The 14,026-nt window shown below is 67.3% G+C and carries 9 protein-coding genes and 1 riboswitch; of the genes, 1 reads left to right on the top strand and 8 read right to left on the bottom strand.

Annotated elements, in window-relative coordinates; genetic code table 11:
• Positions 1-29: 29 nt before the first annotated feature.
• The 8 genes from VXJ25_RS08485 to VXJ25_RS08450 form a co-directional block, all read right to left on the bottom strand.
• Complete coding sequence (locus VXJ25_RS08485; RefSeq protein WP_330958780.1) at positions 30-5,042, bottom strand: SpaA isopeptide-forming pilin-related protein; 5,013 nt, start codon at positions 5,040-5,042, stop codon at positions 30-32.
• Between the two features lie 75 nt (positions 5,043-5,117).
• A riboswitch (cyclic di-GMP riboswitch) is annotated at positions 5,118-5,192 on the bottom strand.
• 309 nt (positions 5,193-5,501) lie between these two features.
• Entirely contained in the window at positions 5,502-7,112 is a 1,611-nt protein-coding gene (locus tag VXJ25_RS08480) for an aminotransferase class I/II-fold pyridoxal phosphate-dependent enzyme (RefSeq protein WP_330958779.1), read from the bottom strand.
• A 273-nt stretch (positions 7,113-7,385) separates the two neighbouring features.
• Entirely contained in the window at positions 7,386-7,637 is a 252-nt protein-coding gene (locus VXJ25_RS08475) for a glutaredoxin family protein (protein ID WP_330958778.1), read from the bottom strand.
• A 189-nt stretch (positions 7,638-7,826) separates the two neighbouring features.
• A complete protein-coding gene (locus VXJ25_RS08470) occupies positions 7,827-8,648 on the bottom strand; it encodes a histidinol-phosphatase HisJ family protein (protein WP_330958777.1) in 822 nt (273 codons plus the stop codon).
• A 166-nt stretch (positions 8,649-8,814) separates the two neighbouring features.
• Positions 8,815-10,026 carry a MalY/PatB family protein gene (locus tag VXJ25_RS08465; RefSeq protein WP_330958776.1) on the bottom strand — a complete coding sequence of 404 codons (1,212 nt, stop codon included), beginning with the start codon at positions 10,024-10,026 and terminating at the stop codon, positions 8,815-8,817.
• A gap of 202 nt (positions 10,027-10,228) precedes the next feature.
• Positions 10,229-10,948 (bottom strand): GTP pyrophosphokinase, encoded by a 720-nt coding sequence (locus tag VXJ25_RS08460; protein ID WP_330958775.1) that lies wholly within the window; start codon positions 10,946-10,948, stop codon positions 10,229-10,231.
• Position 10,949: 1 nt separating this feature from the next.
• Positions 10,950-12,239, bottom strand: a complete 1,290-nt coding sequence (locus VXJ25_RS08455; RefSeq protein WP_330958774.1) for a sensor histidine kinase — start codon at positions 12,237-12,239, stop codon at positions 10,950-10,952.
• On the bottom strand, positions 12,217-12,900 hold the full coding sequence (locus VXJ25_RS08450; RefSeq protein WP_330958773.1) for a response regulator transcription factor: 684 nt from the start codon (positions 12,898-12,900) through the stop codon (positions 12,217-12,219). Before VXJ25_RS08450 ends, VXJ25_RS08455 begins: the two co-directional genes overlap by 23 nt.
• Before the next feature lie 249 nt (positions 12,901-13,149).
• Here VXJ25_RS08450 and VXJ25_RS08445 point away from each other — a divergent pair, with 249 nt between their 5' ends.
• Positions 13,150-14,025 (top strand): methylenetetrahydrofolate reductase, encoded by an 876-nt coding sequence (locus tag VXJ25_RS08445; RefSeq protein WP_330958772.1) that lies wholly within the window; start codon positions 13,150-13,152, stop codon positions 14,023-14,025.
• Position 14,026 lies beyond the last annotated feature (1 nt).

Raw genomic sequence — 14,026 nt, 5'->3', positions numbered from 1 at the left:
GCGCATGGACTGGGGTGACTCGTGGGTGCCTATTCTCTTGGTCCGCCCCCCTCTCGACTCGCGTGCCTGCGGCGGAGCGTCGCCGCCGTGACCGCAAGCACGACCGCAGCCAGCAGGTACGCCGCCAGGAGGCCATTGCCTCCGGTCGAGGGAAGTGACTCGGACGCGCTGTTGTCGATGAGGTAGCGGTGGCCCTCGTCATTGGGGACGCTCGAGCCGCCGGCCGTGGAGAAGTCGACTACCTTGCCGCCGGAGACCTTGACGTGCCACGGCTCGCTCGGCGCCAGGTAGCCGGTGGCCGCCCTGGTCTCGTAGAGCAGGTAGCTGCCGTCTGAGAGCTTGGAGAAGGACGCGAGGCCGTCCTTGTCGCTCGTCGCCTCCGAGACCTTCTCGCCCTTGGCCCAGGAGGCGTCAGCCGAGAAGAGCTCGAACGTCGCACCCTCGAGCGCATGGTGATCGCTGGCGTCGCGCTTGAGGACGGTGAAGCCCGGCTTGGGCAGGTTCTTGACCCGCGCCTCGCCGACCTGTGCGTTGAGGTAGAACTTGCCCCCGTCCTTGGAGAGCTCGGGGTCGACCTCCTTGTTCGCGTCGACGACCTTCTCCTGCGAGAAGTCGGATGCGGGGTAAGAGCACTGGCTGGGCATGCCGTCGTGCACCTGGCCGACGTAGAAGGTGACAGAGCCGTCATCCGCAGTGAGCGCCGCTGCGAGCTCTTGCTTCTCGACGAAGTCCGCAGTCGACGGGTCGTCCGTGATCTGGTCCGCGGCGACGCCCTCGAAGGCGGGCGAAGAGAAGCTGTCTGCGTCGCTCAACTGCTCGGTGAGCTTGTACGTGCCGATGGGCAGGCCCGTCTCCCACTGGGACGCGATGATCACGTCACCGTTCGAATCTGCCTCCATCCGCTCGACGTCGGCGCGGGTCACCGTGCTGACCTCCCCCGTCGTGGAGCCGGCACCGGTGCCGTTCGTGAGCTTCACCTGGAAGCTGCGATAGGCTGCCTGCGTCTTGCCGCCATAGGTCCTCTCGAGAGCGAAGGTGAGGGTGGAGTCACCGGAGCCGAGCGTCCCCAGGTAGGTGAGGAGACTCTCCTTGTTGACCCTCTTCTGGACGAGGACGCGCCCGTCGACCGCGTGGATGACGGCCTCGGCCTCGGCCTTGACCTCCGTGGTCTGCTCGTCGCCCACCGGGTCGCGGACGAGCTTGTCCGTGCCCGACTGGCCCGTGAGCGCGAGGGTGCGCGGGGTGCCGTTGTCCGCGTAGCGGTCCCAGGAGCCGTAGTCGACCCTGTCGGGGTTGTAGGTGACCGTGAGCTTGTATCTCACATCGTTCGTCGTGGTCGTGGTGAACCTCTCGTACGCGTTTGCCGGGTTGTTGCCGCCGACGTCGGTGACGCTCCACTTGTACTCGAGCCTGCCGACCTTGTCTCCCTGGTGGCGCTCACCGCCGGCGTAGGAGGTGTCGTCGCCCGGCTTGGCCAGGTAGTAGTAGTCGACCGAGACGTCCTTCCCCGACCTCAGGTCGGCGACGTAGTCCTTGTTGTCCCTCGCACCGATGCGCTCGAGGTACTCGACGAACCACGCGCTGTCCGCGCTTGCGGCGAGCCGGCCGTAGAGCGCCTCGGGGTCCACGTCCTCTCCCTCGAAGATGGTGTCCTCGTAGCCCTTGGCGGCGAGGCCCAGCACCCTGGGGTTGACCGACGTCCAGGGGAAGTCCTTGTGCGGCTTGCTCCCGTCTGCGGGGTCGTACACGCGGTTCTGGCCCGGCTCGTTGCCGTTGGAGAGGATGTCGTTACCGCCCAGGAAGTCGTCCTTGGCCCGGACGGTGAGTGTGGCGTCCCAGACGCCGACCTCCTTGGCGTTCGGCGCCGTGGAGGGGATGGTCTGGCCGGTCACCTCGACGTAGAACATCTTCTTGCCGGCGTCGTACTTGAGCGTCGCCGTCTTGCCGTCGGCAGTCCTGATGGGGCGGTCGACAAACGAGCCGTCGGCGTTGAGCCGCGTCAGGACGTTGCCGTCCGCGTCGAGGAGGTCGAGGCGCGGGTCGATGTAGTCCGTGACCGTGTAGCCCTCGAGCGGCTTGGCGATGCCCTTCGCAATCTTCTCGAAGACCTCGGCCAGGCCCTCCGGGTCGTCGTAGGCTGACGAGAAGAACAGCTTACCGTCCGTGCCGCCCATACCGGTCGAGTCTGGGCTCGCGAGGTTCTCCAGGAACGCCTTGGAGTCCGACTTGTCTTTCTCGGTCATGCCCGCGGACTGCATGAGGACGGTGATGATGGTGTAGCCCTGGCCCTTGAGGCTGTTGGCGTAGCTGATCGAGTCCTGCATCTTACCGGAGTTGTCCTTGCCGTCCGTGAAGACGATGAGGTACTTCGACGGGTTGCCGTTGGTCCTGGTGGGGGCGTAGCCCTGCCACTGGCCGCGGGTGAGCTTGTCTATGAAGGACCCGATGCCCTTGTAGGTGTGCGTAGCGCCCGTGAAGCCGTAGTTGTAGACCCGAAGGCCGTCCTGCCAGGCGCTGGCGCTGCCACCCTCGCTGTTGGCGTTTCCGTACTGCTGGTTGAGGGCGCCGATGATGGTCGAGGGGTCATCCGTCCAGTTGAGCAGCGCGAGCTCGTCGGAGCTGAACTGCTCGCGACTGAAGCGCGTCATCCCCACCATGCTGTCGGGCGACATGGAGTCGAGCAGGGAGGTGAAGCGTGCTATGGAGTGCTGGAGCGCCTCGGACTTGGTGTCTGCGTCGTCCGCCTTCTGGTAGACGTAGGACGTGTGGTAGGTGTGGTTGTAGAAGAAGAGGGTCTTCAGGTTGCCGGCGTTGTCGATATAGAAGTACGCGGGCCTGTTATTGTTGGTATCGAGTCCCTGGATGTTGTCCGTGCCCTCGATGTCGTTCTGGTTGCTCAGGCTGATCGTATGGGACGCGCCGCGCGACGTCCACGTGTGCGTGTTGGGCACGCCGATGTACTGCTTGGCGCCATGGGGCTCATTCTTGGCGTACGCGTCGTAGCCCGTGGAGTTGACGTAGTACCAGCCCCTGCCGTATGGGTCCGCCGTCGCCATGGTGTGGCCGTTCATCGTCAGCACGTTGTTGCTGACGTTGCCGTCGCTGTAGCCCAGGGGCACGTACTCGTTGACGGAGGCCGTGGTGTCGTAGATGTAGTACTTGTAGTCGTTGTAGTTGAGCTTGGTGTTGTCCGTCCCCTTGGTGTCCAGGATCTTGTTCACCTGGTCCTCCGAGAGGACGCGGTAGGGCCAGTACCACCCGATGAGGCCCCGCCACTCAGCCTGGCTCCGGGAGATCTGCGCGGGCGTGTTGCTGGCCCACACCATGGAGCCGGAGGCGTCGAGCACCATGCCCACGTTCGCCATGTTGTCGCCGACGTTCCAGCTCTCCAGCTTGAGGTCGAAAGTGCGGCCGTCGGAGGTACCGTCCGCGCCGACGTGGACGCTGGCGGTCTTGTCCGTGTGCAGGCCCGAGCGGCTGGTGTCGTAGACCTTCGTGCCGTTCTCCACCTTGGTGTCATACTGCGGGCGGCCGTCCACGGTGCCGCCGGCTTTGCGTTCGATGTCCTCCTCGTAGTACACGTTCATCTTCACGAGGCGCACGCCCGCGTTGTAGCCGATGTTGGCGTTGCCACCCTTCGTGTCGATCGAGGAGACTGCGTCATTTCCCGCGGTCAGCGTCATGCCGGCGTACTTCTCGCCCTCCACATGGTGGTCGTCCTTGCTCACGGAGAGCGTCTGCCCCTCGGAGAGGGTGCCGTCCTTGGTGTCAAAGGAGCCGTCAGCGTGGTAGTAGCGGATCAGGTAACTGGTGCCAGCGCTCGCGACGGGCGGGTTAGGCGCCTGGTTGGTATCGATGTAGACGTTGAGCTCGTTCGTGTCTGGCGGGAAGCCCCGGAGAGTCCAGTCGGTCGCGCGGTAGCACGGTACCGCGGCATAGGAGGTCTGGAGGGAGTCGCTCCGTTGCCAGTCCTGGCTGTGCGCCTGGCGGTAGTACGTCATCTTGACGGTGCCCGCGAACTTGGAGCTCTCGATGGACCAGTCGTCCCAGCTGCCCACGTACTGAAAGGCCTTCCCGAGGTCGTAGCTCGCGGGGTTGCTGGGGTCCTGCCCCGAGCGGAGCGTGTAGACGTTGACCTTGAGGTAGCGCGCCCAACCGTTGTTGTCGAAGCCCTGGCCGGGAATGGAGTCGGCCTGCCAGACGTTGCCGCCGAAGCGGATCCAGCCGTAGTTCCCCACGCTTACCGGGGCTGTGGCCGACGTGGTGCCGGTGTCGAACACCACGTAGAGGGAGAGCGAGTCCGCGTGGAACTCGGTGGACTCGAGCCTGCCCGCCTCGTCCGAGGTGATGCTGGCGTCGACGGTCTCCACCTGGCCGTCGTCCTTCACGTGGGCGACTGCCACGTTCGAGGAGTCCGTCTCGGCCTGCGCGAGCTCCGCCTTCTGCCTGTAGGAGATGGCGACCCTCACGGTCCCGTTCGGCTCGACCTCGTTGCCGTCGGCGTCCAGGAGGCGGATGTCGTAGACCCTCGCGTCGGCGACGGACTTCTCGTCCTGGGCGACGTGGTCGGAGATCTTCCGGACGGCTTCCGTGTATTGGTCAACGTTGTCCTTGGCGAGACGGGAGTCCGCCCCCTCCTCCTCGAGCGCGAGCCGGGTCTCCGTCGCGGAGGGGGTCACCTCCCTGACGTCGAGCGTCGTGCCGGAGGGGATGGCGCCATCGGTGGCCTCGACCATCGTGACGACCAGGTCGTCGTTCTCGAAGGTAAGGGTGGCGGGGCTGCCGGCCTCGGCGCGCGCGGCCTTCTCCCCCGTGGCGGAACCGCTGCCGGACGGCGAGCCGTCCGGGGCTACCTCCTCAGAGGCACCCCCCCCCGCCTGGGTGTTCTGAGTCGCCTGCGCGCCCTCGGCGACCTCCGCCGCGAACGCGAGTGCGCCCTTCAGGGGCATGGTCTCGACCACGAGCGCGACCGTGAGCGCGACGGCGAGCGCCTTGTAAAGACTGGAAAACCTGCGCGCCTTGTGTGACAGGGTGTCCTTCATGCTCTTCCTCGCGACGAGAGTGCCTTCTCAGGACGTTCTATGGAACAACCGCTCAACACGCCACAGGTGAGAGGCATATGCAGCTGGCAGCCTGCGAGGGGCCCTGGAGCTTTGCGTCGCCGCCTTTCGACGGTTTTGCCAAGTAGGCTTTTGCGTCACGTCCTCACGCCTTGTTTAAACTACGCTGCGGCAGACGATAGCAGACGAGTTTATTCGACGCAAGCCTTAATTCAGCCTACGTTCAATTTCGGCTGGCAATGCGTGGGGGCCAAGCACGGTCCAAAGCGGACGATCCGAGTTACGCACGACTGCATCTGCGAAACCTAAAAGGCCTGCAAATCCACAAACCTAAACTCAGTCGTGCGTAACCCTCCCCTTCCCCCGCGCTCACCTGGGTCCGAAAGAGCATCGCCGCGCACGCCGGCCCCCTCGTTCGCGACAAGCGTGCGCGGCGATGGGCTACTGCCGGTAGTAGCTCAGGAAGTCCTCGAGCTTGTCCATGGCATCGTGCAGCGTGTGCTTGCGCGGCAGGTAGACGATGCGGAAGTAGCCGGGCGTCTCCCAGTTGAAGCCCTTGCCCGCCGTGACGAGCACGTGCTTGTCCTTGAGCAGGTCGAGCGCGAACTGGTCGTCGTCGGTGATGTGGAAGCGCTCCGGGTCCAGGCGCGGGAAGATGTAGAAGGCGGCCTCGGGCTTGGTCACCGTGACGCCCTCCATGTTGGAGAGGCGCTCGTAGACGTACTCGCGCTGCTCGTAGATGCGCCCGCCGGGCACGAGCAGCTCCTGGCCGCGCTGGATGCCGCCCAGGCAGGTCTGCACGATGGACTGCGCCGGCACGTTGGAGCAGAGCCTCATGTTGGAGAGCATGTTGATGCCGTCGATCAGGTCCTTCGCGATGCGCTTGTTGCCCGAGAGGCTCATCCAGCCGATGCGGTAGCCCGCGACCATGTGGCTCTTGGAGAGGCCGTTGAACGTGATGCAGAAGAGGTCCGGCGCCAGGCTCGCGATGGAGACGTGCCGCTTGCCGTCCATCACCAGGCGGTCGTAGATCTCGTCGGCGAAGATCACGAGCTGGTTCTCGCGCGCGACCTCCACGATCTCCTCCAGCACCTCGCGCGGGTAGAGGGCGCCCGTGGGGTTGTTGGGGTTGATCACGACGATGCCCTTGGTACGCGGCGTGACCTTGCTCCTGATGTCATCTATGTCGGGGTACCAGTCGGCCTTCTCGTCGCAGACGTAGTGCACCGCGGTGCCACCGGCCAGGGTGGCGCAGGCGGTCCACAGCGGGTAGTCCGGACTCGGCACCAAGATCTCGTCGCCCTCGTTCATGAAGGCGTTCATGGCGAGCTGGATGAGCTCGGAGGCGCCGTTGCCGGTGTAGATGTCCTCCACGTCCACGTTGGGGATGCCCTTGAGCTGGTCGTACTGCATGATGGCCTTGCGTGCGGAGAAGAGCCCGCGGCTGTTGGAGTAGCCCTCGCACTCCGTCAGCTGGTCCTGCATGTCCTTCACGACCTCGTCGGGGGTGCGGAAGCCGAAGGGAGCGGGGTTGCCGATGTTCAGCTTGAGCACGTGGACGCCCTGGTCCTCCATGCGGTAGGCCTCGTCCAGGACGGGCCCGCGGATGTCGTAGAGGACGTTGTCGAGCTTGGACGACTTCTTAAACTGGCGCTGTGGCATGTGGGTTCCCTCCATGATCGCTTCCTCGTGCGTGCGTGCGGCGCTGGCGGTGGCGGTCCCGCCTTCTGCGGTTCTGGCGGGCGTGTCCGCAGGCGCCGCCGGCGCCTGCTCCCGCGTGACGGCGCCTCCCCCCTCGGGAGCGCCGGCGAGCCAGCCGGCGTCGACGCCGAGCAGATCCGCCAGGAGCCCGAGCGAATCCCTGCGCGGCAGGGTCTTTCCGGAGACGTACTGGCTGAGCTGGCTCTTCCCCAGCTTCTCGCCCCTCTCTGCGGCCATCCGGAGCAGGTCGACCTGCTTCAGGCCGCGCTCCCCCATCGCCTGCGAGAGGCGTTCGGGGAAGGCCCGCGCCTGCGGGCGCCCCTCTGCCTTCCTATCCCCTCTCTCCGTCATGCGTCCTCCAAGTTCAATTTGTACTCTCGCGCCTCGCGGCCTATGAGAAGTTCAATTCTCTGCCGCTGCCGTTGGGCGCGCACTGAACTAGAGGGTACCACTCCCTTGACCCCTGGGAAGCGCGAGTTCAATGTCCGTGCCCGCATTTTGAACAACCACATTTTGAACAAGCACAGAGCGGCAGAACGAAGAGGGCCACCGCCGCACGTGGCGACGGTGGCCCTCTTCGCTTGCGTCGATCGGACGCCCCGAGCGGACGCCCCGGCGGAGCCGCTACTGCTCCCCGTTCAGCCTGCCCGCGAGGTACCTCACGATGTCCATGCTCTCGTACATGGGCTTGCCGTCGATGAGCAGGCAGGGGCAGGTACGCCTCCCGCCGATGCGCTCGAGGTCGTCGCCGTTGGCGCCCTCGGTGACGTCGAGGTGCTCGATCAGGATGTCGTTCTTCTCCAAAAAGCGGTCGACGCGGGCGCAGAACGGGCAGCCCGGGCGGACGTACAGCTTGAGGTCGTCATACTTGACCATTGTTGCTCCTCTTCAGTGTCGGCTTGGCGCGCGGACCGCGCGCATCTAGCTGGCGTATGTGTACCCTGTATAGCACGAAACGATTTGTGCCTATAAAACTGCCAGATATCTGCACACGTGAAGAAACAAGTATCAACTCGCGAACGAGCCACATTACTCTGTGAGCGGTAGTTGTTGCGCCACCAGACGCTAGAGCGTGTCGAGGGCTACCTGGCGCATCTCCACGGCGCCCGTCGCGTCGTGGGCGAGGATCGAGACCTCCGTGAACCCGCAGTCGATGGCGGAGCGGACGGCCACGTCGAAGCCCCCGTCGAGGAGCTCGCGCTGGTGGGCGTCGGAGCTGATGAGGATCTGCCCCCCGAAGTCGTGCAGGGCGCGCAGCAGCTCGGGGCGGGGGTAGAGCTCCCGCTTGCGGCCGCGGTTCACCGCGCCGCAGTTGACCTCGAACGGGACGCCCTCCCCCACCAGGTACTCCATCGCCTCGAGCGCCGGGGCGAGGTAGGCCGCGCTCGTCTCGTCCACGAAGCGCATCTGGTCGTTGAAGCGGCACACCAGGTCGAAGTGCCCCACGAAGGTGCAGTGCAGCCGGTCGTAGACCCTGGCCTCCAGCTCGTAGTAGGCGCGCGTGAGCGCGAGCCAGTCGCCGCCGAAGTACTCGCGCGCGAGCGTCTCCATCGACTCGGGCGAGCTGTCCACCGAGAGCGGCTCCGGCGAGCCCACGTCGAGGAAGTGGGTCGAGCCGATCACGTACTCCGCCCCCGGGCAGCACGTGGGGTCGTACACGTTGTCGAGCTCGACGCCCATGAGGACGTCGAGCACTCCCGCGTAGCGCTCCCTCAGGGCGCCGATCCGCTCCACGTAGGCAGGCCAGTCCATGTGGATGTCCGGGTCCATGTGGCCCGAGAAGCCCAGGTGCTCGAAGCCCAGGCGGACCGCCTGCTCGGCCATCGCCTCGGGGGTGTCACTCCCGTCGCACAGGACGGTGTGGGTGTGGTAGTTGGCTCTGAGCATCCTCGTGCTCCCTTCGTGGGGGCGGCCGTCGGGTGTGGGCGCGCGTGGGACCGTGGGCGGGCCCGGGCTCGGGCGCGCGTAGGACCGTGGGCGGGCCCGGCGCCGGGCGCGTAGCCCCCGGTACGCGAGCGGGCCCGGCGCCGCGCGCCGGGCCCGCCCCTCTCGCCTAGGCGTTGAACACGTACTTGTCGAGCCGCTCGAAGGCCTCCTCGACGCGGCTGGTCGGCAGCGCCAGGTTCATGCGCACGTGAGTCGGCCCCATGAACTGGGCCCCGTCCTGCCAGCCCACGCCCACGTCCCAGCCGGCCTTCTCGAGCTGGCGCAGGGTCCTGCCGTGCGCCGCCAGCCACTCCGCGCAGTCCAGGAAGAGCATGTAGGTGCCCTCCGGGCGGAAGGTCCAGACGCCCTCGAAGCGCTGGTCGACGTAGTCGCAGGCCAGGTCGCGGTTGCGCCTCAGCACGGGCAGCAGCTGCTCGAGCCAGCTCTCGCCCTCGTCGCTGTAGGCGCCGATGAGGGCCTGCTCGGAGAGGACGTTCATGCTGTTGTAGTGCGTGGCCTGGGCCACCGTCGCCATGCGGTCGCGCAGGCACCGGTCGTAGATGACGTGGTAGGACCCCACGAGGCCGGCCAGGTTGAAGGTCTTGCTCGGGGCGAAGAGGGAGATCACGTTGTCGTGCGCCCACCTGCTCACGGACTGGGTCGAGACCTGCGGGCGGTCGCAGAGGACGAGGTCGCTCCAGATCTCGTCGTCGATGACCACGCACTCGTACTTCTCGAACAGCGCCATGGCGCGCTCGACCTCCCAGCGCTCCCACACGCGGCCGCAGGGGTTGTAGGGCGAGCAGAACACGGCGAGGTGGATGTTCTCGTCGCGCAGCTTCCTCTCCATGTCCTCGAAGTCCATGCGCCAGACGCCCTCGTCGTCCGGGACGAGCGGGCTCAGGACCATCTTGCGGCCGTTGGCGTTCATCGTGCCCGTGAAGCCGATGTAGGTGGGCGAGTTGAGAAGGACCTTGTCGCCCGGGGCGGAGAAGGCCCTCAAGGCCGTCGCCACGCCGCCGAGGACGCCGTTCTCGTAGCCGATGTCCTCGGGCCTGACGTCGGTCACGCCCTTGCGCGTCGCGTGCCAGCGGATGATCGAGCGCGCGTACTCCTCGGACTGCTCGAAGTAGCCGAAGGCCGGGTGCTGGGCGCGCGCCACGATGGCGTCGACCACGCTCTGGGGGCCGGCGAAGTTCATGTCCGCGATCCACATCGGGATGAAGTCGAAGCCCTCCTTGGGGGGCTCGGGCGCGAAGCCCTTGCCCGACCTCGGGCCCTCGATCGCGACCGCGTGGGTTCCCGTACGGTCGAGCATCTTGTCGAAGTCGTAGTGCATGTGCCATCCGCCCTTCTGGAGGCTCCCGCCTCGCTCTGGGGCCGCCGCGCAGGCGGCACCGTCCGTTTCCGGAAAGAACACTACCACTCATCCGGAGGCGCCTCAACGAGCCGGGCGATGGGCATATGGCCCTGGTCAGCGGCGCCGGACACCGGACGGGACGCCCGACGCAGGACGGGACGCCGGCGTGTGGCGCGCCGCGCTAGTCCGCGTCTCGGATGACGTTTCTTATCGCCTGCATGGAGATGTCGATCGAGGCGATCTCGTCCGCGCAGCGCTTGAGCTCCGCCTGCATGAGCTCGGGGTTCCGGACGGACTTCTTGTACTTGATCTTGTGCTCGAGCGTGGCCCAGAAGTCGATGCCGATGGTCCTGAGCTGCACCTCGATGGCGTTGACGCGGGAGGCCGGACCCTCCTTCACCCGGATGATCAGGTGCAGGCTCCGGTAGCCGTTGGGCTTGGGGTGCTCGATGTAGTCCTTTCGCCCCACGACCTCGACCTCGGGGCGCGCCTCCAGCCAGCGCGCCGCCTCGTAGACGTCGTCCACGAAGGCGCAGTTGATGCGAACGCCCACGACGTCGTGGACGCCGAGCGCCACGGCGTCCTCGTAGGTGCCGCCCTCCACGCCCAGGCGCTCGAGCTTCTCGACCAGGCTCGCCGGGGACTTGATGCGCGCGGTGTAGTAGACGACCGGCTTGAGGTCGTCCTCGCCGCTGCGGGAGGCCATGAACTCCTCGACCAGGTCGCAGACCTGCCGCTTGGCGCCCACGAGGTCCGCGTAGCGCTCCCCGTAGTACTCCTCCGCAGACGCCGCGCCGGCACCCTGGGGCCGCTCGGGCGCGCCCTTCTCGCACGCGTCCTGCCCGCACGCGCCCTTCTCGCTCGCGTCCTTCTCGCTCGCGTCCCGCGTCGTCTCGAGCATGCTAGCCCCTTCCCTCGCGAACGCTCGACTTCCTCACCGGCGCGGGCAGCGTCACCGTGATGGTGACCTCCCCCGCACCCGCGCCGTCCGCAGTGGCGGACGCGCGCGCCCTGCCGCCGTGCGCCTCGGCGACGGCGCGCACCATCGCCAAGCCGATCCCGAAGCCGCCCGCGCGGTGGGAGCGCGACTTCTCCGACTGGTAGAAGCGGTCGAACCACCGGTCGACCTCGGCCGGGTCCACCGAGTCCGCGGCGTTGGAGACCGAGAGCTCGACCCGCCTCGCGTGCCGCTCCACCCTGACCCGCACGGGGGCGTGCGCGCTCGCGTACTTGAACGCGTTGTCGAGCAGGGCCCCCACCATCCGCGTGAGGTAGAGGCGGTTGCCGCGGACGACCGCGTCCTCGTCGCAGTCCACCTCGAGCTCGTGGCCCTCGGTCAGGGCGCGCGAACGGAACGAGGAGGCCTCGTCGCGCACGACGGCGGCAAGGTCCACCACGTCGTCGCGCGCGATCCTCGTGGCGGCCCGGGAGAGCACGATCAGGCTCTCCGTGAGCTCGCTCATGTTGGCCACCTGCCGCTTGATGTCGCGGAGCCACTCGTTGTCCTGGCCGAGGTCGTACGCGAGCACGTCCGCGTCGGCGGAGATGATCGAGATGGGCGTCCTGAGGTCGTGGCCGGCGTCCACCACGAACTGGCGCTGGGCCGTCTGCGCGCGCACGATCGGCTCGACGATGCGCTTGGAGACCAGGGCGAACACCACGGTGACGCCGATGACCACGAGGAGGGAGATCCGGGTCATGGACAGCGCGACGCTGCGGACCGATGCCCACTGGCTCGTGAGGTCGACGAGGGCCACGAGCGCCGACCCGTCCTCGGAGACGAGCGCCCGGTAGCGGAAGCTCCCGACGTCTCCCGAGGTGCGGTCGCGTCCGGCGGACCTGGCGAGCCACGCGGCCCGCGAGGCGAGCGAGCGCGCCTCGTCCTCGTCCACCACCTCGATGCTGTCGAGGTCGACCGAGGTCACCTGGCCGTCCGCGTCGACCTCTGCCGTGAAGAACTGCGCGTCGAAGAGGTCGTTGGCGGTCGCGCGGCTGCCGTCGGGCATGCGCTTGAGCCCGGAGGGGACCTGCCCGCGGTAGTCGAGCACGACCTCGAGGACGTCGTCGGCGGTCGCGACCACCTGCGCCTCGCGCGCCGCGGAGGTCGCGAAGACGATGAAGCCGAGCATCACGAGGAGCACCGCCACGACCGAGGCGGTCAGCTGGAGCCTAAGACGACGCTCCGTCTCCATCGGGCCTCACCAGCCTCCACCCCTCCTCGTCCGACCCCTCGACGCGCACGGTCGAGCCGAGGGCCTCGAGCTTGCCGTTGAGCAGCTTCGCGTAGAGGGGCACGACCCCCTCGATGGCCTTCTCGCCCCACACGCGGCCGCGGAGCCACTCCGTGCCGACGGCGGATCCCCCCGCGTTCGCCAGCGCGGCGACCATCGAGACCTCGTAGGGGTCGACGCGCAGCGAGCCGCGCGCGGTGGTGAGCCTGACGGCGTCCGCCTCGATCGTGAGGTCGCCGAAGGAGATGGTCGCCGCGGCTCCCGAGCGCGGGCGCGCGGCCGCCCTTATGCGGGCGATGAGCTCGCGCGCGTCGAAGGGCTTTGACATGTAGTCGTCCGCGCCGAGGTCGAGCCCCTGGATCCTGTCGTCCACCTGGGCCTTGGCGGTGAGGAGGATGACGGGGGTGGTGTTGCCCTCCGCGCGGACGCGCCGCAGCACCTCGAGGCCGTCCATCACCGGCATCATGATGTCGAGCACGCCGACGTCGAAGTAGCCGTTGTTGAACAGCTCGAGCGCCTCGCCGCCGTCGTGCGCGACCTCGACCTCGAAGCCGGAGCGGGTGAGGATCACCTCGGTCGCCCTCGCGAGACTGACGTTGTCCTCTGCCAGAAGAACGCGCATGCTACCCCTCCCCGAAGCCCGGCCGACGAAGGCTCTTATACCCGTAAAGCCGCGAAGCCGCCGGCGCACCGCGGATGGCGCGGAGGCGGCGCAGGTAGGGGTGCCCCCTCGCCCGAACCTACATAAACCTTGGGTAAACATCCGGGGTCCGGCTCGAGGCGCGAGTACCATCGTGCCAATTGGCGACTCGGGGCCGGGAGACGGCCCGCGTGCGGCCGCGCCGGGCCCCGGACGAGTGGAGGTAAGACCATGCGCATCCGCGACATCCTCGACAGGAAGCAGACCTTCTCCGTGGAGATCTTCCCGCCCAAGGGCGAGATGTCCGTCGAGTCGGCGAGGTCCATCTCCGAGCAGATGATCGCGGAGACCCACCCCGACTGGATCTCCGTGACCTTCTCGGCCGGAGGCTCGGGCAACTCCGGGAACACCCTCGCAATCTCCGCGGAGATCGCGCGCACGCCCGCACCCACCACCTCGCTCGCCCACCTCACCTGCCTCGGGTCCAGCCGGGCGGACGTGGACGCCTACCTCGACGCCTGCACGTCTGCCGGCATCGACAACGTGCTCGCCCTCCGCGGCGACCGCACGCCCGGCCGGGAGGCGATCGACTTCGAGCACGCGAGCGACCTCGTCTCCTACATCAAGGCGAGGAACCCCCAGATCTGCGTGGGCGGCGCCTGCTACCCCGAGGGCCACGTGGAGTGCGCGAGCCTCGACGAGGACATAGAGAACCTCAAGCGCAAGCAGGACGCCGGCGTGGACTTCCTCGTGACGCAGCTCTTCTTCGAGAACGAGGACTTCTACCGCTTCCGCGAGCGGCTGGTCCGCGCGCGCATCAAGGTCCCCGTGGTCGTGGGCATCATGCCCTTCACGAGCACCCGCCAGATCCAGCGCATGGCCTTCTCCTGCGGCGCCTCCATCCCCGCCAAGGTGGTGCGCCGGCTCGTGGCGGCCGGCGACTCCGAGGAGGACCAGCGCAAGGCCGGCGTGGAGTACGCGGTGGGCCAGCTCGAGGACCTCGCCGCCAACGGCGTGGACGGCCTGCACATCTACAGCATGAACAAGCCCGCAGTCGCGCGCGACACCTACGAGGCCCTCAGGCGCTGCGGCTACGTGAGGGGGTAGG

It is taken from the genome of Olsenella absiana (assembly GCF_036408855.1).
GTDB classification, from domain to species: Bacteria; Actinomycetota; Coriobacteriia; order Coriobacteriales; family Atopobiaceae; genus Olsenella_K; species Olsenella_K absiana.
Note: the sequence above shows the minus strand (reverse complement) of the source record. Positions and strands in the feature narration are given on the sequence as shown.

Bases quoted from the DNA above. Each gene is read 5' to 3' on its own strand.
- VXJ25_RS08475 (WP_330958778.1), bottom strand. From the start codon at position 7,637: ATGGTCAAGTATGACGACCTCAAGCTGTACGTCCGCCCGGGCTGCCCG.
- VXJ25_RS08445 (WP_330958772.1), top strand. From the start codon at position 13,150: ATGCGCATCCGCGACATCCTCGACAGGAAGCAGACCTTCTCCGTGGAG.
- VXJ25_RS08485 (WP_330958780.1), bottom strand. From the start codon at position 5,042: ATGAAGGACACCCTGTCACACAAGGCGCGCAGGTTTTCCAGTCTTTAC.
- VXJ25_RS08450 (WP_330958773.1), bottom strand. From the start codon at position 12,900: ATGCGCGTTCTTCTGGCAGAGGACAACGTCAGTCTCGCGAGGGCGACC.
- VXJ25_RS08460 (WP_330958775.1), bottom strand. From the start codon at position 10,948: ATGCTCGAGACGACGCGGGACGCGAGCGAGAAGGACGCGAGCGAGAAG.
- VXJ25_RS08465 (WP_330958776.1), bottom strand. From the start codon at position 10,026: ATGCACTACGACTTCGACAAGATGCTCGACCGTACGGGAACCCACGCG.
- VXJ25_RS08455 (WP_330958774.1), bottom strand. From the start codon at position 12,239: ATGGAGACGGAGCGTCGTCTTAGGCTCCAGCTGACCGCCTCGGTCGTG.
- VXJ25_RS08480 (WP_330958779.1), bottom strand. From the start codon at position 7,112: ATGACGGAGAGAGGGGATAGGAAGGCAGAGGGGCGCCCGCAGGCGCGG.
- VXJ25_RS08470 (WP_330958777.1), bottom strand. From the start codon at position 8,648: ATGCTCAGAGCCAACTACCACACCCACACCGTCCTGTGCGACGGGAGT.